Origin of the sequence: Blautia sp. AF26-2, assembly GCF_003460955.1 — a bacterium.
Classification (GTDB): Bacteria; Bacillota; Clostridia; order Lachnospirales; family Lachnospiraceae; genus Fusicatenibacter; species Fusicatenibacter saccharivorans.
The window spans coordinates 223880-244719 of sequence record NZ_QTWD01000006.1; the positions used below are offsets into that span (position 1 = coordinate 223880).

At 51.1% G+C, this 20840-nt stretch carries 21 protein-coding genes and 1 pseudogene; all 22 read left to right on the forward strand.

Annotated features, from left to right (window positions below; genetic code table 11):
• Position 1 precedes the first annotated feature (1 nt).
• The 22 genes and pseudogenes from DWY63_RS09885 to DWY63_RS09995 all read left to right on the forward strand — a co-directional run bounded on the left by DWY63_RS09885 (position 2) and on the right by DWY63_RS09995 (position 20839).
• Positions 2-190, forward strand: coding sequence for a hypothetical protein (locus DWY63_RS09885; RefSeq protein WP_117801989.1), 189 nt, complete (start codon positions 2-4; stop codon positions 188-190).
• Positions 187-528: a DeoR family transcriptional regulator gene (locus tag DWY63_RS09890; protein ID WP_117801990.1), complete on the forward strand. Its 342-nt coding sequence runs from the start codon at positions 187-189 to the stop codon at positions 526-528. Before DWY63_RS09885 ends, DWY63_RS09890 begins: the two co-directional genes overlap by 4 nt.
• A complete protein-coding gene (locus DWY63_RS09895; protein ID WP_002594808.1) occupies positions 521-817 on the forward strand; it encodes a DUF3847 domain-containing protein in 297 nt (98 codons plus the stop codon). The genes DWY63_RS09890 and DWY63_RS09895 overlap by 8 nt, the downstream gene beginning before the upstream one ends.
• Positions 818-1109: 292 nt before the next feature.
• On the forward strand, positions 1110-1331 hold the full coding sequence (locus DWY63_RS09900) for a DUF4318 domain-containing protein (RefSeq protein WP_006876003.1): 222 nt from the start codon (positions 1110-1112) through the stop codon (positions 1329-1331).
• 185 nt (positions 1332-1516) lie between these two features.
• Positions 1517-3091: a MobQ family relaxase gene (mobQ, locus tag DWY63_RS09905; RefSeq protein WP_074925913.1), complete on the forward strand. Its 1575-nt coding sequence runs from the start codon at positions 1517-1519 to the stop codon at positions 3089-3091.
• A 64-nt stretch (positions 3092-3155) separates the two neighbouring features.
• Positions 3156-3800, forward strand: a complete 645-nt coding sequence (locus DWY63_RS09910) for a CHC2 zinc finger domain-containing protein (protein WP_117801991.1) — start codon at positions 3156-3158, stop codon at positions 3798-3800.
• The gene (locus DWY63_RS09915) at positions 3769-5106 is read left to right on the forward strand and encodes a virulence-associated E family protein (RefSeq protein ID WP_117801992.1); all 1338 of its coding nucleotides are present in this window, start codon (positions 3769-3771) and stop codon (positions 5104-5106) included. The genes DWY63_RS09910 and DWY63_RS09915 overlap by 32 nt, the downstream gene beginning before the upstream one ends.
• A 241-nt stretch (positions 5107-5347) precedes the next feature.
• Positions 5348-5545 carry a hypothetical protein gene (locus DWY63_RS09925; RefSeq protein WP_117801993.1) on the forward strand — a complete coding sequence of 66 codons (198 nt, stop codon included), beginning with the start codon at positions 5348-5350 and terminating at the stop codon, positions 5543-5545.
• A complete protein-coding gene (locus DWY63_RS09930) occupies positions 5546-7216 on the forward strand; it encodes a recombinase family protein (RefSeq protein WP_117801994.1) in 1671 nt (556 codons plus the stop codon). It abuts the gene before it with no gap.
• Between the two features lie 89 nt (positions 7217-7305).
• A pseudogene (locus DWY63_RS09935) lies at positions 7306-7392 on the forward strand (Maff2 family mobile element protein); the annotation flags it as partial.
• Positions 7393-7461: 69 nt separating this feature from the next.
• Positions 7462-8331, forward strand: coding sequence for a VirB6/TrbL-like conjugal transfer protein, CD1112 family (locus DWY63_RS09940; protein ID WP_004797480.1), 870 nt, complete (start codon positions 7462-7464; stop codon positions 8329-8331).
• Between the two features lie 20 nt (positions 8332-8351).
• On the forward strand, positions 8352-8807 hold the full coding sequence (locus DWY63_RS09945; RefSeq protein WP_009272665.1) for a PrgI family protein: 456 nt from the start codon (positions 8352-8354) through the stop codon (positions 8805-8807).
• Positions 8764-11166: a VirB4-like conjugal transfer ATPase, CD1110 family gene (locus tag DWY63_RS09950; protein ID WP_117801995.1), complete on the forward strand. Its 2403-nt coding sequence runs from the start codon at positions 8764-8766 to the stop codon at positions 11164-11166. Before DWY63_RS09945 ends, DWY63_RS09950 begins: the two co-directional genes overlap by 44 nt.
• On the forward strand, positions 11163-11546 hold the full coding sequence (locus tag DWY63_RS09955) for a DUF3851 domain-containing protein (RefSeq protein WP_117801996.1): 384 nt from the start codon (positions 11163-11165) through the stop codon (positions 11544-11546). The genes DWY63_RS09950 and DWY63_RS09955 overlap by 4 nt, the downstream gene beginning before the upstream one ends.
• Positions 11539-13275 carry a CHAP domain-containing protein gene (locus DWY63_RS09960; RefSeq protein ID WP_117801997.1) on the forward strand — a complete coding sequence of 579 codons (1737 nt, stop codon included), beginning with the start codon at positions 11539-11541 and terminating at the stop codon, positions 13273-13275. The genes DWY63_RS09955 and DWY63_RS09960 overlap by 8 nt, the downstream gene beginning before the upstream one ends.
• A 29-nt stretch (positions 13276-13304) precedes the next feature.
• Positions 13305-13556 (forward strand): DUF4315 family protein, encoded by a 252-nt coding sequence (locus DWY63_RS09965; protein ID WP_006777886.1) that lies wholly within the window; start codon positions 13305-13307, stop codon positions 13554-13556.
• Positions 13546-14310, forward strand: a complete 765-nt coding sequence (locus DWY63_RS09970) for a DUF4366 domain-containing protein (RefSeq protein WP_117801998.1) — start codon at positions 13546-13548, stop codon at positions 14308-14310. The genes DWY63_RS09965 and DWY63_RS09970 overlap by 11 nt, the downstream gene beginning before the upstream one ends.
• A complete protein-coding gene (locus tag DWY63_RS09975; RefSeq protein WP_025491749.1) occupies positions 14307-14501 on the forward strand; it encodes a hypothetical protein in 195 nt (64 codons plus the stop codon). The genes DWY63_RS09970 and DWY63_RS09975 overlap by 4 nt, the downstream gene beginning before the upstream one ends.
• Positions 14498-15190, forward strand: a complete 693-nt coding sequence (locus DWY63_RS09980; RefSeq protein ID WP_117510797.1) for a conjugal transfer protein TraG — start codon at positions 14498-14500, stop codon at positions 15188-15190. The genes DWY63_RS09975 and DWY63_RS09980 overlap by 4 nt, the downstream gene beginning before the upstream one ends.
• Positions 15171-17267, forward strand: a complete 2097-nt coding sequence (locus tag DWY63_RS09985) for a type IA DNA topoisomerase (RefSeq protein WP_117801999.1) — start codon at positions 15171-15173, stop codon at positions 17265-17267. The genes DWY63_RS09980 and DWY63_RS09985 overlap by 20 nt, the downstream gene beginning before the upstream one ends.
• Positions 17267-17545 carry an immunoglobulin gene (locus DWY63_RS09990; protein WP_117718797.1) on the forward strand — a complete coding sequence of 93 codons (279 nt, stop codon included), beginning with the start codon at positions 17267-17269 and terminating at the stop codon, positions 17543-17545. Before DWY63_RS09985 ends, DWY63_RS09990 begins: the two co-directional genes overlap by 1 nt.
• Positions 17546-17551: 6 nt before the next feature.
• Positions 17552-20839: a YodL domain-containing protein gene (locus DWY63_RS09995; RefSeq protein WP_117802000.1), complete on the forward strand. Its 3288-nt coding sequence runs from the start codon at positions 17552-17554 to the stop codon at positions 20837-20839.
• Position 20840: the final 1 nt, after the last annotated feature.

Below are 20840 nucleotides of genomic sequence, written 5' to 3' on the forward strand. Positions count from 1 at the left end.
TATGCCGAGAATGAGCAAAAAGCGGAAGCAGGAGCTTTCCTTTTACCTCAATGACCAGGGGCGTGTCACTTACAACGAATTATGCCGGAAATGCCAGCATGGGTGCAAGCAGAGCTTCCGGGCGGTTGTGATTGACTGCCCCCGTTATTTATCCAAACGAGCAAAGAAAAAGGAGGAACACACCGAATGAATTTTGAATTTATGACGATAGACACACCCTTGCCGCCCTGTATGCCATTGCCCAGAGCGTTGACAGGATTTCCAGTCAGCAGCACTGCAAAGGTCATGTACTGCCGGATGCTGGACGCTATGCTCTCCAAAGGGCAGGAGGACGAAAACGGAATCCTGTTTGTCTGCTTCCCTGTCACAGCCATTGCCGCAGTCCTGTCCCGCAGCCCCATGACGGTCAAGCGTTCTCTGAATGAACTGGAAACTGCCGGACTTATCATGCGGGTGCGTCAGGGCATTGGAGAACCAAACAGGATTTATGTGCTGATACCGGGAAAGGAGGACGCTGCCCTTGCCTGATACCTCAAAGCTGGAAAAGCTAAACCGGGAGTTGGAGAAAAGCGAAAAGAAACTGCGGAAAGCTATCAATGATGAAAAGGCATTGCAGCACCAGTTGAAACAGCTTACCCGAAAGGAACGGACACACCGGCTCTGCACTCGTGGTGGTATGCTGGAAAGTTTTCTGCAAGAGCCGGAACGCCTGACCGATGATGATGTCATGCTGTTGTTGAAACTCATTTTTCACAGGCAGGACACGCAGGAACTATTGAAGAAACTGCTGGAACGGGAGAAGCCGGAAACCCCTTAGTTTACTAAGGGCGCAATTATACACCACCCAGAGGATGGTGCATTGCGTTCTCCGAAGGCTCCTCGCCGGAGGGCTGTGATTTTCCGCAGTCATGGTCTGCTCCAAATCATACAGGGGACACTACGCTTCCCCTGCGCTGGCTGCCGCCAGCTACCCTTTTGTGGACTTGCCATCTAGGAACACCTTGCCTTGCAAGCTGTTCCCAGCCGACAAGTTTTATAAAATATACTATCTTTTCGATAGGCAATGCAGTATAATAAAGACAGCAACAAATTAGAAGGAGGTATTTTATATGTTTAAAAAGGCTTTTTGGGTTCCTTATGAGGATAGTACCAATTACCCAACTCTTGCAAAAACTATGGAAGCAATTTCAAAATATTGTGAAGAAAATGGCGAGTCTTATACATTTATTAACGATGACGAAGTGGAGATAAATGGAAAAAGATATGAAATATATCGGGGCTACGAAAATGGTAGTAGGGGAAATTACGGTATAAAATGCAAAGAAAAATAATTTCCAGTTTTTCATTCCCTACACATCGGGTCAACTTGTCCCGAACTTTTACAACTAAATACCCGCCGCCCATACAGCGGCACACCAAGCAGGAAATCTGAAAAAGGTCTCCTGCTTTTTTTCTGCCCAAAATGAGGTGGTAAAACGCCACCCCATCCACCAATTACCGAAAGGAGGAACACGAAATGCCCTGTCCACACAACGAAATCTCTATTGTGCAGCGCAGCCAGCGGCAGTCTGCGGTTGCCGCCGCTGCTTACCAGAGTGGCGAAAAGCTGTTCTGTGAATACGACCAGCAAGTGAAGCACTACCCGGAAAAGCGTGGTATCGTCCACAATGAAATCCTGCTTCCGGCAAATGCCCCGCCGGAGTATGCAGACCGCAATACTTTATGGAACGCTGTCGAAGCGGTGGAGAAGCAATGGAACTCCCAGCTTGCAAGGCGGTGGGTGCTTACCATCCCCAGAGAGATCCCGCCTGACCAGTACGCTGTCCTTGTCCGGGAGTTTTGCCAGCAGCAGTTTGTTTCCAAAGGAATGTGCGTGGATTTTGCCATTCATGACAAAGGGGACGGAAACCCTCACGCTCATGTCATGCTGACCATGCGGGCGATGGACGAACATGGGAAATGGCTCCCCAAGAGCCGCAAGGTTTATGACCTTGATGAAAGCGGGGAACGGATAAAACTTCCGTCCGGCAGGTGGAAAAGCCACAAGGAGGATACGGTTGACTGGAACGACCAGAAGTATTGTGAAATCTGGCGGCATGAATGGGAGGTCATCCAGAACCGCTATCTGGAAGCCAATGACCGCCCGGAGCGTGTAGACTTGCGTTCCTATGCCAGACAGGGGCTTGATATTGTCCCTACTGTCCATGAGGGGGCTGCTGTCCGGCAGATGGAAAAGCGTGGTATCCAGACGAATATCGGCAACCTGAACCGGGAAATCAGAGCCGCCAACCGCCTGATGAAGTCCATCCGGCAGCTTATCCAAAACCTCAAAGGCTGGATTACCGAGCTGGGCGAAAAACGGAAAGAGCTGCTTGCACAAAAAGCGGCGGAGGAAGCGACACTTCTTCCCAATCTGCTGATGAAGTATCTGGAGATACGCAAGGAAGAACGGAAGGACTGGACAAGGGCTGGACAGAACCGGGGGACTTCACAGGACTTAAAGGCAGTCAGTGAAGCCCTGTCCTATCTCCGGCAAAAGGGACTTTCCACTGTGGAGGATTTAGAAGCATTTCTGGAATCTTCCGGGAAATCAGCCGCAGATTACCGCAATCAGATGAAGCCCAAGGAAGCCCGCAGCAAAGTGATTGACGGGATTCTTGCTGCCCGGACAGCCTGCAAGGAATGTGAGCCTGTCTATGAGAAGTACCGGAAGATATTTTTTAAGAAAACTAAGGAGAAATTCAAGCTGGAACACCCGGAGGTTGCCCGGTATGAGAAAGCCGCTGCCTACCTTGCCAAGCACCCGGATGATAAGGACAGCACCCAAAAGAAACTGCAACAGGAGCAGGAAACGCTTTTGGAAGAAATCACAGAGCTGAAAGTACCGCTGACCGAGGTACAGGAGGATTTGAAGAAGCTGCGGGACATCCGCTACTGGGTACGGAAAGCCACCCCTGGCACAGAGGAAAGCAAAGAGCCGCCCAAGAAGCAGCCTATCAAGGAAGCCTTGCAGGATAAGGCAGATGAAAAGAAAGCCCAAAGAACTGTCCCAGCACAGGCGAAACACAAACAACAGGATATGGAACTTTAACAGGCACTTGCCATTTTCAATCAGAGAATGTCAGGTGCTTTTTTCTTTTTAAGGAGGGATAGATTTGAATGTATTTGAAGCTGTGAAGCAGTCCGCCACAACAAGACAGGCTGCGGAGCATTATGGAATCCATGTAAACAGGAATGGGATGGCTTGCTGCCCGTTCCATCACGATAAGACCCCAAGCATGAAGCTGGATCGGCGTTACCACTGCTTCGGCTGCGGTGCAGATGGAGATGTGATTGATTTTGCCGCCACCCTGTATGGGCTGGGAAAGAAAGAAGCCGCCGTACAGCTGGCACAGGACTTCGGGCTTTCCTATGAGGACTGGAAGCCGCCGGGAAAGGCAAAAAAGCCCAAGCACCGGCAGAAATCCCCGGAGGAACAGTTTCAGGAAGCAAAAAACCGTTGCTTCCGTATCCTTGCCGATTATCTCCACCTGCTCCGGGCATGGAGAAAGGAATATGCCCCGCACTCCCCGGAGGAAGCCTTTCATCCCCGGTTTGTGGAAGCCTTACAGAAGCAAGACCAAGTGGAATATCTGCTGGATGTGCTGCTCTTTGGGGAAACGGAGGAAAAAGCGGCTTTGATTACGGACTACGGAAAGGATGTGATACAGCTTGAACAGCGAATGGCAGAGCTTGCAGCCGCAAACGCAGCAAGAACTAAAAAACACCATGAACGCCATGCAGCCGCCCCAGAGCATTGAGGAAATCAAGGCGGGGCTGGAAACTACCGAGAAAGGCGGTGTCCGTCAGAGCATACGGAACTGCCTGACCGTATTCCAGCGTGACCCTCTGCTTTCCGGGGCTATCGCATACAACATCCTGACCGACCGCAAGGACATCATAAAGCCCATCGGTTTTCACAGAGAAAGCACCGCCCTGAACGATACGGACATGAAGTATCTGCTTCTCTATCTGGAAGAAACCTACGGGCTTACCAATGAGAAAAAGATTGATAACGCCATCGGGATTGTGGCGAATGAAAACAAGTACCATCCCATCCGGGACTATCTCAATACCCTTGTGTGGGACGGGACAGAGCGAATCCGTTTCTGCCTGCGGCACTTTCTGGGGGCTGACGCAGACGATTACACCTATGAAGCGTTGAAGCTGTTCCTGCTGGGTGCAATCTCACGAGCCTTTCAGCCGGGGTGCAAGTTTGAAATCATGCTCTGTCTGGTAGGCGGTCAGGGGGCTGGCAAGTCCACCTTCTTCCGCCTGCTGGCAGTCCGGGACGAGTGGTTCTCCGATGATTTGCGGAAGCTGGACGATGACAATGTGTACCGCAAGCTGCAAGGTCACTGGATTATTGAAATGTCGGAAATGATGGCAACCGCCAACGCCAAGAGCATTGAGGAAATCAAATCGTTTTTAAGCCGGCAGAAAGAGGTTTACAAGATACCTTATGAAACCCACCCGGCAGACCGCCCCCGTCAGTGCGTGTTTGGCGGCACTTCCAATGCTCTTGACTTCCTGCCCCTTGACCGTTCCGGCAATCGCCGCTTTATCCCCGTCATGGTTTACCCGGAGCAAGCCGAGGTTCACATTTTGGAGGACGAAACTGCTTCCAGAGCCTATATCGAGCAGATGTGGGCAGAAGCAATGGAGATTTACCGAAGCGGCAGGTTCAAGCTGGCTTTCAGCCCCGACATGCAGCGGTATCTCAAAGAACACCAGCGGGATTTTATGCCGGAGGACACCAAAGCCGGAATGATACAGGCGTATCTTGATAGGTACACCGGGAGCATGGTCTGCTCCAAGCAGCTCTACAAGGAAGCCTTGAACCATGCCTTTGACGAGCCGAAGCAATGGGAAATACGGGAAATCAACGAGATTATGAACCAATGCATTGACCGCTGGCGGTACTTCCCGAACCCAAGAATGTTTTCAGAATATGGCAGACAAAAGGGCTGGGAGCGTGAAAACCCGGCAACGGACTTATGCAACCCGTCTGAAAAAGCAATGGATGGCTTTGTGGAGGTCACAGAACAGATGGAGCTTCCATTCTGAAAATGACAGCCCGTTGCACCCCCTGTTGCTATCCCGTTGCCGAGCCGGTTGCCGGGGAAAATCCCTTATTTCTGGGCTTTTCTCCTTTATAACAACCAAAACAACAGAAAAATAAAAGAAAAGTATAAATAGTAACCATCGCCAGATTGAGATTGTTTGCAAGGTCTTTTGAAGCCCGTTGCCGGACTTCGTTGCCGATACCCTCTGTCTGGCTATTTTCATGTATGGAGGATAACTGCCTATGGCAAAAAACAAAACAGAGATTCATGTGACCACTGTATTTGACGGGGAGCTTGACGCCACTGATGTGTTCGTCAGCCTGATTTCCCAGAAATACGGAAAAACAAATACAAAAGAATATCTTGCTAAAAAGAGAGATATAGGCTATAATGAAGATGAGGTTCAAAAGAGCCAGATACCGTCTGGATTGTGTGGGTAAATGGCTATGATGAACGAAATGGAATACAGAACAATCGGAAAGGCACTTGCCGGGGGCTATCGTGCAGCGGTCTATTGCAGGCTGTCAAAGGACGATGACCTGCAAGGCGAAAGTGCCAGTATCGCCAACCAGCGGGATATGCTGGAAAAATACTGCGAAAAGCAGGGATGGGAGGTTGTGGCAGTCTATCAGGACGATGGTTTCACAGGTCTTAATATGGAGCGTCCTGATTTACAGAGAATGTTGAGAGCCATTGAGCGCAGGCAAATCAACCTTGTCATCACGAAAGACCTCAGCCGACTGGGGCGGAACTATCTGCAAACCGGGCATTTGATTGAGGACTTTTTCCCAAGAAACGGTGTCCGCTATATCGCCATGAATGACGGTATCGACACCCTGCGTGATAACAACGATATTGCCCCGTTCAAGAATATCCTGAACGAGATGTACAGTAAGGATATTTCCAAGAAAGTCCATTCCTCTTATCTTCTGAAAGCACAGAAAGGACAGTTTACCGGGTGTCTTGCCCCGTTTGGGTATCGGAAAGACCCGGAGGACAAAAACCATCTGCTCATTGACGAGGAAACCGCCCCGATTGTGCGGCTGATTTTCGGATATGCCCTGAACGGTCATGGTCCGAACTATATCCGCAGACGGCTGGAGGAAGAAAAAATCCCCTGCCCCACATGGTGGAACCGGGAACGGGGGCTTCGCAATACCCGCACCAAATGGGAAAAGAAGGACCCGGAAAACGGGCGGTATATGTGGGACTTCTCCGTTATCAAAGACCTTTTGATGAATCCCGTCTACACTGGGGCGATTGCTTCCCAGAAAAAGGACTACCGTTTCAAAATCGGCACGATTGGGGAAAAGAAGCCGGAGGACTGGATTGTGGTGGAGGGGCAGCATGAACCGCTGATTGACCGCATGAGCTTTGACATTGTGCAGAATAAGCTGAAATCCCGCCAGCGTCCGGGGCAGACCAATGAAATCAGCCTGTTTGCCGGACTGATAAAATGCGGCGAGTGTGGGAAGTCGCTGACGGTACGCTACACAAACGCAAAACATCCCCAGCAGATTTATTCCTGCAAGACCTACAATGCCTTTGGAAAGAACCACTGCACCCAGCATCGGATTGACTATGACACCCTTTACAGCCATGTGCTGCGGAAAATCCGGGAATGTGCCAGAGCTGCCCTGATGGACGGGGAAGCGGTTGCCGACCGCCTGACCAATACCTGTGAAGCCGAGCAGCGGGAACAGCGGGAAGCAATGGAACGCTCCCTCACAAGGGACGAGGAACGGATTGAGGTTCTGGACAAAATGGTAATGCGGCTTTATGAGGATATGATTGCAGGGCGTATCAGTGAACAGAATTTCAACACCATGCTGGAAAAGACACAGACCGAGCAGACGGAGCTTAAAACAAAAGTGTCCGAGGGCAGAAAGCGGCTGTCCGATGAAGTCCAGCTTGCCAATGACGCAAAACAATGGGTGGAAGCCATTCAGGAATACGCCAACATCACAGAGCTGGACGCAGCTACCCTCAACCGCTTAATCAAAGAAATCGTCGTGCATGAGCGCATTGACGAAGATAAAACAAGACACATTTCTATCGAAATTCATTTTAATCTCAAACCCATCCCGGAGGTGGAACAGGTCACTGCCTGACCTGTCCCGCCGGGACGGTTCTCTTAAAAACACCATATAGATTTTTGTACGCCGCCGCCCGCCATCGAGCAGAGTTTTACACCTAATTGGGGATAAAACAGCTCATGGCCGGTGCTGGTGTAGCCGTAGTCGGCATGGTCCTTGTACCTCTGCTCTCCGGGCTGTTCTCTGTCTAAGCGTCTCCGTATGAAATCCTTGCCGCTCCCGCAGCTTTGCGGGGGCGGCGGAAAGGAGGTTGACACCGTATGGATTTCTTACTTGAAGCCCTGACAAATTGGCTGAAAGAAATGCTGGTGGGCGGTATTATGAGCAACCTTTCGGGGATGTTTGACAGTGTAAATCAGCAGGTCGCGGATATATCCGTACAGGTAGGCCAGACCCCACAGGGATGGAATGGCAGTATTTTCAGCATGATTGAGAATCTGTCCAACTCCATCATGGTGCCGATTGCAGGTGTGATTCTGGCTATCGTGATGACCGTAGACCTGATCCAGATGATTGCAGACAAGAACAACCTGCATGATGTGGATACCTGGATGATTTTCAAGTGGGTGTTCAAATCAGCTGCCGCCATCCTCATTGTCACAAACACATGGAATATCGTGATGGGCGTCTTTGATATGGCGCAGAGCGTAGTGGCGCAGGCGGCAGGGATTATCAATTCGGATGCGTCCATTGACATTTCCTCAGTTATGACCGATCTGGAACCGAGGCTGATGGAAATGGATTTGGGACCGCTGTTCGGACTGTGGTTCCAATCCCTCTTTATTGGCATTACCATGTGGGCGTTGTATATCTGTATCTTTATCGTTATTTATGGCCGTATGATCGAGATCTACCTTGTGACTTCGGTGGCTCCCGTTCCAATGGCTGCAATGATGGGCAAAGAATGGGGCGGTATGGGACAGAATTACCTCCGATCCCTGCTGGCGCTGGGCTTTCAGGCGTTTCTCATTATCGTCTGCGTGGCAATTTATGCTGTGCTGGTGCAGAACATCGCTCTGGAAGATGACATCATCATGGCAATCTGGAGCTGCGTGGGCTACACCGTACTGCTATGTTTTACGCTGTTCAAAACCGGCAGTCTCGCCAAATCAGTCTTTCAGGCGCACTAAAACGGAAGGAGGTTTCCACATTGGCTTATGTACCCGTACCCAAGGACTTAACAAAAGTCAAAACAAAGGTCATGTTCAATCTGACCAAGCGGCAGCTTATCTGCTTCACGGGCGGAGCGCTTATTGGCGTACCGCTTTTCTTTTTGCTCAGAAAACCTACCGGAAACAGTGTAGCGGCTATGTGTATGATGCTGGTTATGCTGCCCTTCTTTATGCTGGCTATGTACGAAAAGCATGGACAGCCCCTGGAAAAGATCGTGGGCAACATTCTCAAAGTAGCTGTGATCCGTCCCAAGCAGCGTCCCTACCAGACCAATAACTTTTATGCCGTATTAAAGCGGCAGGAAATGCTCGATAAGGAGGTGTATGACATTGTTCACCGCAATAAAAAAATGGCTGCATCGGATGTTCGGGAAAACCGAGGAAAAAACTGTGCAGCCGGTAAAGACAAAGAAAAAGCTGTCCCGCGCCGATAAGAAGCAGATCGACGCGGCCATTGTCCGCGCCAACCGCACGGACAAAAAAGGAAAATCTGCGCAGGACAGTATCCCTTATGAACGGATGTGGCCGGACGGAATCTGCCGCGTATCGGACAGCCACTACACAAAGACCATTCAGTTTCAGGACATCAACTATCAGCTCTCCCAAAACGAAGATAAGACGGCAATCTTTGAGGGTTGGTGTGATTTCCTCAATTATTTTGACAGCTCGATTCATTTCCAGCTGTCTTTTTTGAACCTTGCGGCATCGGAGGAGACCTTTGCTAACTCCATTTCCATCCCGCCCCAGAGGGATGCCTTTGACAGTATCCGCGAGGAATATACCACAATGCTGCAAAATCAGCTGGCCAGAGGTAACAACGGCCTCATCAAGACCAAATACCTGACCTTTGGTATCGACGCAGACAGCATCAAAGCCGCCAAGCCCCGTCTGGAGCGTATTGAGACCGATATACTTAATAACTTCAAGCGTCTTGGTGTAGCTGCCAGAACGCTGGACGGTAAAGAAAGGCTTTCTCAGCTTCATGCGGTATTCCACATGGATGAACAACTCCCGTTTCAGTTTGAATGGGACTGGCTGGCTCCTTCCGGTCTGTCCACAAAGGATTTTATTGCACCAAGTTCCTTTGAGTTCCGCACCGGCAAGCAGTTCCGTATGGGCAAGAAATACGGGGCTGTTTCTTTTTTGCAGATTCTCGCACCGGAGCTGAATGACCGTCTGCTGGCTGATTTTCTGGATATGGAAAGTTCGCTCATTGTGAGTATGCACATTCAGTCGGTGGATCAGGTGAAAGCCATCAAAACGATAAAGCGCAAGATTACCGACCTGGACCGCAGTAAGATCGAGGAACAGAAAAAAGCAGTCCGCGCCGGATACGACATGGACATCATTCCATCTGACCTTGCTACTTACGGCAGTGAAGCGAAAAAACTTTTGCAGGATTTGCAGAGCCGCAACGAGAGAATGTTCCTTTTGACCTTTCTGGTGCTGAACACAGCGGACAATCCCCGTCAGCTTGGCAACAACATTTTCCAGGCAGGCTCCATTGCCCAGAAGTATAACTGTCAGCTGACCAGGTTGGACTTTCAGCAGGAAGAAGGGCTGATGAGCTGTCTGCCCCTGGGACTCAATCAGATCGAGATCCAGCGAGGACTGACCACCAGTTCTACGGCTATCTTTGTACCGTTCACCACACAGGAATTATTCCAGAACGGCAAAGAGGCTCTGTACTACGGCATCAACGCCCTGTCCAACAACCTCATCATGGTGGATCGAAAGCTGCTGAAAAACCCCAACGGCTTGATTTTGGGTACGCCGGGTTCCGGTAAGTCCTTCAGCGCAAAACGAGAAATCGCCAACTGCTTTTTGCTTACCAGTGATGATGTCATTATCTGTGACCCGGAAGCGGAGTACGCACCTCTTGTTGAACGTCTGCATGGGCAGGTCATCAAGATCTCGCCTACCTCCACCAACTACATCAATCCGATGGACCTGAACCTGGACTACTCGGATGATGAAAGCCCGCTGTCCCTCAAGTCTGATTTTATCCTCAGCTTATGTGAGCTGATTGTGGGCGGTAAGGAGGGCTTGCAGCCGGTGCAGAAAACCATCATCGACCGCTGTGTGCGTCTGGTCTATCAGACTTACCTCAATGACCCGCGCCCGGAGAATATGCCCATACTGGAGGACCTATATAACCTGCTTCGGGAACAGGAGGAAAAGGAAGCCCAGTATATCGCTACAGCCCTTGAAATCTATGTAACCGGCTCCCTCAATGTGTTCAACCACCAGAGCAATGTGGACATCAACAACCGCATTGTCTGCTATGACATCAAGGAACTGGGCAAGCAGCTCAAGAAAATCGGTATGCTGGTGGTACAGGATCAGGTGTGGAACCGCGTTACCATTAACCGCGCTGCCCACAAGTCCACCCGTTACTACATCGACGAGATGCACCTGCTTTTGAAGGAGGAACAGACCGCTGCCTATACAGTGGAAATCTGGAAGCGATTCCGAAAATGGGGCGGAATCCCGACAGGTATCACCCAGAATGTCAAAGACCTTTTGAGCAGCCGCGAGGTAGAGAACATCTTTGAAAACTCCGACTTCGTGTATATGCTCAACCAGGCAGGCGGAGACCGCCAGATTCTCGCCAAGCAGCTGGGCATTTCCACACACCAGCTTAGCTATGTGACCCACTCCGGTGAGGGCGAGGGCCTGCTGTTCTATGGCTCCACAATTCTGCCTTTCGTGGACCACTTCCCGAAGAATACCGAGCTGTACCGCATTATGACCACCAAACCCCAGGAACTGAAAAAGAAGGAGGATGAATGATAATGAACCCCAACATTTTGAACAAAAACCCGCTGATGTTTTTTGACAGGGCGGTAAATGCCCAGCGCAGCCAGCTTCTTACAGTCATGGCCGATGCGGTAAGTGAGTGCCGCACGGCGGCAGATCAGACAGCCGAACTGAATGAGACCGGTCAGGTGGGGCTGCTCCGTTTGGCAGAGGTCTGGAGTGCCATCCGTGCCAAGGAAGGTATGGGCGGTCTGGTTCTGGAAGGAACCGAAGCAAAGATCCTGTCCGATGTGGTGGCACAGTTTTACGCCTACCTGTCCGGTTGTATGTTCAACGATCCTGTGGGAATGGCCATTTATGCAGAGCTGCACTACATGATGTCCTCCCTCATGCTGGGAGAATGGTTTGAATAAGGAGCCGCGCCTGCGCTTTACTGATGAGGAACGGTCTGACCCTGCACTGGAAAAGCCGATCCGTAAAGCGGAGAAAGCTGCGGCCAGAGCAGATATGGCGCAGGCCAATATCCCAAAGAAAAAGGTCAGGCAGACGGTCATCGACCCGGATACCGGAAAAAAGACCTCGAAGCTGACCTTTGAGGACAAGAAAAAGCCACCCTCCAAACTTTCTCAAGGGGTCAAGGAAGCTCCCGTCCATCTGGTTGCGGGCAAGCTCCACAAAGAGATCCGGGAAACAGAACAGGACAATGTGGGCGTGGAAAGCGCCCACAAGTCCGAGGAAGCGGTGGAGACCGGCGCTTATCTGGTGCGGGAGGGCTATCGCAGCCACAAGCTGAAGCCGTACCGCAAAGCAGCACAGGCAGAGCGCCAACTGGAAAAGGCAAATGTAAATGTTCTGTACCAGAAATCTTTGCAGGAAAATCCCCAGTTTGCCAGCAATCCACTTTCCCGCTGGCAGCAAAAGCAGGCCATCAAAAAGCAGTATGCCGCCGCCAAACATGCCGGTCAGACTGCTGGAAATACCGCCCAGGCTGCATCCAAAACAGGAAAAGCCGCAAGGACGGTAAAAGAAAAGGCACAGCAGGCAGGGGCATTCGTCATGCGCCACAAGAAGGGTTTCCTGATGGCAGGGGTTTTGTTCCTCATTACCTGTATGCTGATGAATACCATGTCCTCCTGCTCCATGATGGCGCAGAGCATCGGTTCCGTTCTCTCCGGTACCACTTATCCGTCGGATGACCCGGAAATGCTGGCGGTGGAGGCAGATTATGCAGCCAGAGAAGCCCAGTTGCAGGAGGAAATCGACAACATAGAAAGCAGTCACCCAGGGTATGACGAGTATCGCTATGACCTTGGTATGATCGGCCATGACCCTCATGAGCTGGCAGCATTTCTCTCTGCCGTCTTGCAAGGCTACACCCGGCAGAGCGCTCAGGCAGAGCTGGCGCGTGTGTTTGCAGCACAGTATCAGCTGACGCTTACTGAGGAAGTGGAGATTCGCTACCGCACGGAGACCTCCACCGACCCGGAGACCGGTGAGACCACCTCAGAAGAAGTTCCCTATGAGTATTACATTTTGAATGTGAAACTCGCCAGCAAGCCCATTTCCGCTGTGGTGTCGGAACTTCTGACCCCGGAGCAGATGAAAATGTATCAGGTCTACCGGCAGACCATGGGCAATAAGCCGCTGTTGTTTGGCGGCGGCTCCCCTGATACCAGCGGCTCGGAAGATCTGTCCGGTGTGCAGTTCATTAACGGTACCCGCCCCGGCAATCCTCAGCTGGTGGAACTGGCCAAGCGTCAGGTGGGCAATGTGGGCGGCTATCCTTATTGGAGCTGGTATGGCTTTGACAGCCGCGTGGAATGGTGCGCCTGCTTCGTATCCTGGTGCTATAACCAGGCAGGAAAAAGTGAACCGCGCTTTGCAGGCTGTGAGTGGCAGGGCGTTCCGTGGTTCCAGTCTCATGGACAGTGGGGCGCAAGAGGCTATAACAATCTGGCTCCCGGAGATGCAATTTTCTTTGACTGGGATTTGGATGGGACAGCAGACCATGTAGGTATCGTGATCGGTACGGATGGCAGCCGTGTTTATACCGTGGAGGGAAATTCCGGCGATGCCTGCAAGATTAAAAGTTATGACCTGAATTATCAAAGCATTAAGGGCTACGGCCTGATGAACTGGTAACAGAGATTTTTAAGAAGGAGTGATAGACGATGGCAAAGAACAAAATTGAGCGCATTGACCAGGAGATTACAAAGGTCCGCGAGAAGATCGCAGAGTATCAGGAAAAGCTCAAGGCGCTGGAAGCACAGAAAACCGAGGCAGAAAATCTGGAGATCGTCCAGATGGTGCGCGCCCTGCGTATGACCCCGACCCAGTTGAGCGCCATGCTGTCCGGTGGCACAGTTCCCGGCAGTTTGGCTGATGACAATAACGAACAGGAGGAAAACAGCTATGAGGAATAAACGATTGCTCCGAACACTTTCCGCCCTTTGCCTGACAATGGTTGTGGCATTTGGCTTTACGATCCCTGCTTTTGCACAGGGGTCAGAACAGGCTCCGGCGGCACCGGCAGAGGATTCTACCAATGACAGCAATGTTACTGTGGAAGAAACAGAACCAGCACCGGCACTTACACCGGAGGGGAATGCGGCACTGGTGGATGATTTTGGAGGCAATAAGCAGCTTATTACTGTTACGACCAAAGCTGGAAATTACTTTTACATCCTGATTGACAGGGCGAATGAGGATAAAAAGACTGCTGTTCACTTTCTGAATCAGGTGGATGAAGCGGATTTGATGGCACTGATGGAAGATGGAAAAGCAAAAGAGGAGCCGCCTGCGGTATGCAGCTGCACGGCAAAATGTGAAGCAGGGGCAGTCAATACGGCCTGCCCGGTCTGTGTAACTGATAAGAGTAAATGTACGGGCAAAGCACCGGAACCTCCGGCAGAAACACCGGAGCCGGAAAAAGAGAAGCCTGCCGGACTGAACCCGGCTGCGATAGTCCTTTTGCTGGCTCTGCTGGGCGGCTGTGGCGTATTTGCCTATTTGAAGCTTGTTAAGAACAAGCCTAAGACCAAGGGCAATGACAGTCTGGACGATTATGATTATGGCGAGGAAGATTCCGAGGAATGGGAAACCGAGGATGAGGAGTCGGACGAACCGGACGCTGATGGGGGCAGCACAGAAGAAGATGATGAGGACAGTGTGAAATGACCCGTTTCACAGACAGTCCCTATGAACGCATGATGACACGCAGGCCGGAGGGCGGGAAGGAAACTTCCCGTCCTCCTTCTTTACCCCACAGCCACCCCTGCTATGGCTGCGGGAATTATGGAAGTCCCTGCGTAGGTATCTGCCATCGCGAGATGGAACGCTGGCTCAAAGAAAGGAAACGAAAAAAATGAGTGTTCTGATTATATTTATCAAGCTGATTGCTGTTTTTGACCTGCTGGTGATCGCCGTGTATTTTGGCGGCGACATTCTTTCTACCATGTTAAACAAACTTCGGAGAAAGCCAAAGCAAGATGACCCCTTTGATTTCTCCTTAGATACCGTGACAGTTTCATTGTCCATAGATTCTATCCGTCAGCTTTGTTCCGACGATGCGGCAGATTTTGTGGAAGAAAAGATCCTGCCAAATGCGGAGAAAACAATGGCCGTGCTGACGGAACAAGAACAGACGGCGGCTCGGCTGCTCTTATCCGCTTTGATCGGTTTTCTTGCAGCAGAAGCTCCTATGGATGAACAGAGCTTTCCTTTGATGATGGAACTTCTGAACTGCATGGAAGGGGAAAAAGAAGATGGTTGTCAGGATGCAGTAGATAGTTTACTTGAAGATGCCGCCTGCAATACCCGCCGTCACGAAGAATATTACAGCAATTATCAACGCTACCAGCTGATGCAGGTGGATAAAACCCGTGTCATTTTGGCTTGCCGTATCATCATCAATGACCTGCTGGGGAAACTGTACCGCTATGACTACCGGTTTGGTTATAACCTGCTACTGGATGAGGAAAACAGCATAGAGAAAAAACTGCACACGCCTGTGCGGGAAGAATGGGAGGCTGAAGATTATGAATTTAGTGATTGCTGAAAAACCATCGGTTGCACAAAGTCTGGCTACGGTAATCGGTGCAACTGCTCGTAAGGATGGGTATCTGGAGGGTAACGGCTGGCGTGTCAGCTGGTGCGTGGGCCATCTGGCCGGTCTTGCGGATGCAGACAGTTATGATCCCAAGTATGCCAAGTGGCGATATGATGACCTGCCTATTCTGCCGGAGCATTGGCAGATGGTAGTGGGAAAGGATAAGAAAAAGCAGTTTGATATTCTCAAAAAGCTGATGAACGCCCCGGATGTGACGGAGGTAGTAAATGCCTGTGATGCCGGACGCGAGGGCGAGCTGATCTTCCGCAGCGTCTATGAGCTGGCAGGCTGCCAAAAGCCGATGAAAAGGCTCTGGATTTCTTCGATGGAGGACTCCGCCATAAGGGAGGGCTTTGCAAACCTGCGCCCAGGTGTAGATTATGATGGACTTCGGGATGCTGCTCTCTGCCGTGCCAAGGCCGACTGGTTGGTAGGGATCAATGCCACAAGGCTTTTTTCCGTGCTGTACCACCGCACCCTCAACATCGGGCGCGTGATGTCCCCAACGCTGGCACTGATTGTCCAGCGAGAAGCTGAAATCGACACCTTTAAGCCGGTTCCTTTTTATGCCGTGGCGCTGGAGCTGCCCGGTCTTACCATATCCGGGGAGCGCATGGCGGATAAAGCTGCTGCCGAACAGCTGAAAGAAGCCTGTCAGGGTGCAAATGTCACAATCAAAAAGGTGGAGTGCAAGGAAAAGTCCGAAAAGCCGCCTGCCCTCTATGACCTGACTACCCTGCAAAGAGATGCCAACCGCCTGCTTGGATTTACAGCCCAGCAGACCCTGGACTATCTACAAAGCCTGTATGAAAAGAAGCTCTGCACCTATCCACGTACTGACAGCCGCTATCTGACTGGTGATATGGCAGACAGCCTGCCGGTGCTGGTGAATCTGGTTGCCAGTGCTATGCCGTTTCGCAAAGGGATCGCCATTACCTGTGATCCGCATACGGTCATCAACGATAAGAAAGTAACCGACCACCACGCAGTAATCCCTACCAGAAATCTCAAGGATGCAGACCTTTCTGCCCTTCCTGCGGGAGAAAAAGCGGTGCTGGAGCTGGTGGCCCTGCGTCTGCTGTGTGCCGTGGCCCAGCCCCATATCTATTCGGAAACCGTTGTGATTGCAGCGTGTGCCGGTAGGGAGTTTACCGCCAAAGGAAAAACGGTGAAGCACCACGGATGGAAAGCACTGGAGGACGCCTACCGTGCCAAAATGAAGGATGCAGAGCCGAAAAAAGAGGGCGCAGAGAAAGCCCTGCCGGAGCTGACCGAAGGACAGACTCTTTCGGTTGTTGCTGCAATCGTCAAAGAAGGCAAAAGCAGTCCGCCCCTGCACTTTACGGAGGACACTCTGTTGTCCGCGATGGAGACTGCCGGAAAAGAGGATATGCCGGAGGATGCCGAGCGAAAAGGTCTGGGGACACCGGCCACCCGTGCCGGTATTTTGGAAAAGCTGGTATCTGCCGGTTTTCTGGAACGAAAAAAGAGCAGGAAAACGGTGCAGCTTCTCCCTTCCCACGATGCAGTTTCCCTGATCACCGTTCTGCCGGAACAACTGCAATCGCCGCTTCTGACTGCCGAGTGGGAGTACCGACTGGGCGAGATCGAGCGCGGGCAGCTTGCCCCGGAGGAGTTTTTGGACGGGATCAGCACCATGCTGAAAGATCTGGTGGGAACTTATCAGGTCATCAAAGGAACTGAGTACCTGTTCACTCCGCCCCGTGAGGTGGTGGGCAAATGCCCTCGCTGCGGCGGTGAAGTTGCAGAACTGCAAAAAGGCTTCTTCTGTCAGAATGATTCTTGCAAATTTGCAATCTGGAAAAATAACAAATGGTGGGCTGCCAAGAAAAAACAGCCGACCAAGGCTGTGGTGTCTGCACTGCTTAACGATGGCCGTGTCCGTGTGACGGGGCTATATTCGGAGAAAACCGGCAAGACCTACGATGCCACTGTGGTTTTGGAGGACGATGGACAGTACGCCAACTTCAAGCTGGAATTTGACCAGCGGAAAGGAGGCAGCTGATGAATCTCTCTTTAGTGGAACGGGAAACCATTCTCCTCTATAACCAGGCAGAACCAATGGCTGAGATCTATACTCATGATCCCCGTCTGATGGAGAAGCTGGAACTGCTGGCAAAAAAGCACCCCGACCAGATCACCCGAAAGGACGCCCATAACTTTACCGTTCCTAAGCGGTGTGTATCAGTCCGAGAGCCATACAGCGCAGAACGCCGCAAAGCTGCCAGTGAACGCGCGAAAGCTGCCGGATACCAGCCCCCTGTGAGAAAGTCCAGCAGTTAAAGGCACATGGCAGAGAATGTATTTGAAGCAGTCAAGCAGTCGGTCAGCACCAGAGATGCGGCAGCGTTTTATGGGATCGAGATCAAACGAAATGGCATGGCCTGTTGTCCCTTTCACGATGATAAGAACCCCAGCATGAAGCTGAACGAGGAATATTTCTACTGTTTCGGCTGCGGAGCTACTGGCGATGTGATCGACTTTACCGCAAAGCTCTTTGACCTCTCCCCAAAAGAAGCAGCAGAGAAATTGGCACAGGACTTTGGCCTGATCTATGACAGTCAGGCCCCTCCCCGTAGGAGATATGTCCGGCAGAAAACAAAGGCACAAAAGTTTCGGGAGGACCGGCAGCGGTGTTATCGCGTACTGTCCGATTACTACTATCTGCTGAAAAAATGGGAGGCCGACAATTCTCCCCGGACACCGGAGGAAGAACCGCACCCCCGTTTTGTGGAAGCAATCCAGAAGAAAACCTATGTAGAGTACCTGTTGGACCTTTTTCTTTATGAAAGTGAAGAAGAACAAAAGGCATGGATTGCAGAACACACAGCAGAAATCACACACTTGGAAAGGAGATTGAAAATCATGGCTGAGAACAAACCCACCAACCGAGAGCGGCTAAGGGAAATCACAGATGGCATCGAGCAGGGGATCAAAGAACTGTTTGAGAGTGAAAAGTATATGCGCTATCTGTCCGTCATGTCCCGCTTCCACCGCTATTCGGTAAACAACACCATGCTCATCTATATGCAGAAGCCGGACGCTACATTGGTAGCCGGATACAATAAGTGGAAAGACCAGTTTGAGCGTCATGTAAAAAAGGGCGAGCATGGTATTACCATCATTGCTCCCACACCATATAAGAAGAAAATCGAGGAGCAGAAACTGGACCCGGATACCAAGGCTCCGATTTTGGATAAAGACGGAAAGATCGTCACAGAGGAAAAAGAAATCGAGATCCCCATGTTTCGCCCGGTCAAGGTCTTTGATGTGAGCCAGACCGACGGGAAACCTTTGCCTGAGCTTGCTTCCTCCCTTTCCGGCAATGTGCCAAATTATGAGGCATTCATGGAGGCTCTGCGCCGCAGTGCGCCGGTGCCGATCACTTTTGAAGCAATGGCCGCCGATACGGACGGCTATTTTTCTGCCGATCATCAGAAAATCACCATTCGTCAGGGCATGAGTGAGGTGCAGACGGTTTCGGCCACAGTACACGAGATTGCCCACAGCAAGCTCCATGACCCTAAAAAATATGAAATGCTACCGTCATGGAAGGTTGTGCAGGAGAGTGAAGGTGGAACCAAGCATGATTTCAAGTTGGATTTTACCACAGAAAAAGAAGCCGAACAGTTTGCTTCTGATATGGATTGGCGTTATGTGGACGAAAATCAGTTTGAATGGCGTCTTGCAGTTGAGGAAGATGCAACCGCAGAAAAACAGGCAATCAAAAACCGTCACACGGAAGAAGTGGAGGCTGAAAGCATCTCCTATGCAGTCTGCAAATATTTTGGCATCGAGACAGGAGAAAACAGCTTTGGCTATATTGCCAGTTGGAGTCAGGGCAAGGAACTGAAAGAGTTGAGAGCCAGTTTGGAGTCCATCAACAAAACCTCCGGCACCTTGATCTCCGACATTGAGCGCCACTATAAGGAAATCTGCAAAGAGCGCGGAATCGACCCTCATGCAAAGGTAGAGCCGGAAACCGCCCCGATAGAGCAGCCAGCAGATGCCATTAAGGTATCTGATAGGCTGCCGACCGGCGATCTGACCTACTATGTAGCAGAGTGCATGGAATTTCCAAACCTCGGAGAATACCACGATAACCTGTCTTTGGAGGAAGCTGTCCGCATTTATCAGGAGATTCCAGCAGAGCGAATGAACGGGATCAAGGGCATTGGTTTTGAGCTGAAAGACGGAAGCGACTATGAAGGACCTTTTCCGATTTTGACCGGCCAGACCATTGACCTGGACACCATCCAGGCAATCGACTATTACCGTGATAATCCTCTGGTGCAAAAAGCGGTAAAGGAACTGGCTGCGGCAATGCCGGAAATGGAAGTGATGGGGGCGGACGCCAACCAGCAGGAGGCTTTGTTTCTGATTGACGATGCCACCTATCTTCATATCCAGTCCTGTGACAGTGGCTGGGACTATACCCTTTACGATGCTGCGTCCATGAAAGAGTTGGATGGTGGTCAGCTGGATATGCCGGAGATTTCCCGCATGAAGGCAGTTTTCCAGATTTGTGATGACAACGATTTGGGCAGAGACTCGGTAAAATACGCACCGTTGTCCATGATTGAGACCTTGCAGGAAACTGCCTACCAGCAGATGCAGACAGAGGCCAGTCAGATGACTGCCTCTTCCCAGCTGCCGGAAGCGCAGGAGCAGGCACTGGATGAATACCCCATGCCGGATGAGCAGGTATCCACACCGGATATGCAGGAATATGGCTACACCTATGATGGGATGCTCCCTGTTACCAGAGAACGGGCGCTGGAACTGGATGCCGCCGGTTTGACCGTCTATGTGCTGTATGAGGACAATACGGAGAGCATGGTGTTTGACCCGCAGGAAATCATGGATCATGGCGGTCTTTTCGGTGTGGACCATGAGGAATGGGAGAAAAGCCCTCAGTTCCACGAAAAGGTCATGGAGCGTCAGGAACATCAGCAGGAACGCGAACAGGCATTTCTCTCCCAGAACAGAGATTGCTTTGCCATCTATCAGGTAAGTCGTGACGATCCGCAGAATGTGCGCTTTATGAATCTGGACTGGTTAAAGTCCCATAACATTTCCATAGACCGCAGCAATTATGACCTCATTTACACAGCTCCTCTGAGGGAGTCTGGCACTGTGCCGGAGCAGCTGGAAAAACTCTATCAGCAATTCAATCTGGAAAAGCCCGTGGACTTTCACAGTCCCTCCATGAGCGTCAGCGACATCGTTGCGATCAGACAGGACGGTAAGGTATCCTGTCATTACTGTGACAGTGTTGGTTTTACCCAGATCCCCGGATTCCTGCCAGAAAACCCGCTGAAAAATGCGGAAATGATGCTGGAGGACGATTACGGCATGATTGACGGTATCATCAACAATGGCGCAAAAGAACCCACGGTGGCAGAGCTGGAACAGCAGGCCCGAAGCGGTCAGCCCATTTCCCTGATGGAGTTGGCAGCCGCCACCCATCGGGAGGAACGGGAAAAGAAAAAGTCCGTCATGGAGCAGCTGAAAGGCCAGCCCAAGACAGAACACAAAAAGACAGCACCCAAAAAGAGTGCGGAAAGGGAGATTTGAT

Bases quoted from the DNA above. Each gene is read 5' to 3' on its own strand.
- mobQ (WP_074925913.1), top strand. From the start codon at position 1,517: ATGCCCTGTCCACACAACGAAATCTCTATTGTGCAGCGCAGCCAGCGG.
- DWY63_RS09965 (WP_006777886.1), top strand. From the start codon at position 13,305: ATGGCAAAGAACAAAATTGAGCGCATTGACCAGGAGATTACAAAGGTC.
- DWY63_RS09975 (WP_025491749.1), top strand. From the start codon at position 14,307: ATGACCCGTTTCACAGACAGTCCCTATGAACGCATGATGACACGCAGG.
- DWY63_RS09970 (WP_117801998.1), top strand. From the start codon at position 13,546: ATGAGGAATAAACGATTGCTCCGAACACTTTCCGCCCTTTGCCTGACA.
- DWY63_RS09925 (WP_117801993.1), top strand. From the start codon at position 5,348: ATGGCAAAAAACAAAACAGAGATTCATGTGACCACTGTATTTGACGGG.
- DWY63_RS09980 (WP_117510797.1), top strand. From the start codon at position 14,498: ATGAGTGTTCTGATTATATTTATCAAGCTGATTGCTGTTTTTGACCTG.
- DWY63_RS09995 (WP_117802000.1), top strand. From the start codon at position 17,552: ATGGCAGAGAATGTATTTGAAGCAGTCAAGCAGTCGGTCAGCACCAGA.
- DWY63_RS09890 (WP_117801990.1), top strand. From the start codon at position 187: ATGAATTTTGAATTTATGACGATAGACACACCCTTGCCGCCCTGTATG.
- DWY63_RS09900 (WP_006876003.1), top strand. From the start codon at position 1,110: ATGTTTAAAAAGGCTTTTTGGGTTCCTTATGAGGATAGTACCAATTAC.
- DWY63_RS09990 (WP_117718797.1), top strand. From the start codon at position 17,267: ATGAATCTCTCTTTAGTGGAACGGGAAACCATTCTCCTCTATAACCAG.
- DWY63_RS09985 (WP_117801999.1), top strand. From the start codon at position 15,171: ATGAATTTAGTGATTGCTGAAAAACCATCGGTTGCACAAAGTCTGGCT.
- DWY63_RS09885 (WP_117801989.1), top strand. From the start codon at position 2: ATGCCGAGAATGAGCAAAAAGCGGAAGCAGGAGCTTTCCTTTTACCTC.
- DWY63_RS09915 (WP_117801992.1), top strand. From the start codon at position 3,769: ATGAACGCCATGCAGCCGCCCCAGAGCATTGAGGAAATCAAGGCGGGG.
- DWY63_RS09955 (WP_117801996.1), top strand. From the start codon at position 11,163: ATGATAATGAACCCCAACATTTTGAACAAAAACCCGCTGATGTTTTTT.
- DWY63_RS09930 (WP_117801994.1), top strand. From the start codon at position 5,546: ATGGCTATGATGAACGAAATGGAATACAGAACAATCGGAAAGGCACTT.
- DWY63_RS09940 (WP_004797480.1), top strand. From the start codon at position 7,462: ATGGATTTCTTACTTGAAGCCCTGACAAATTGGCTGAAAGAAATGCTG.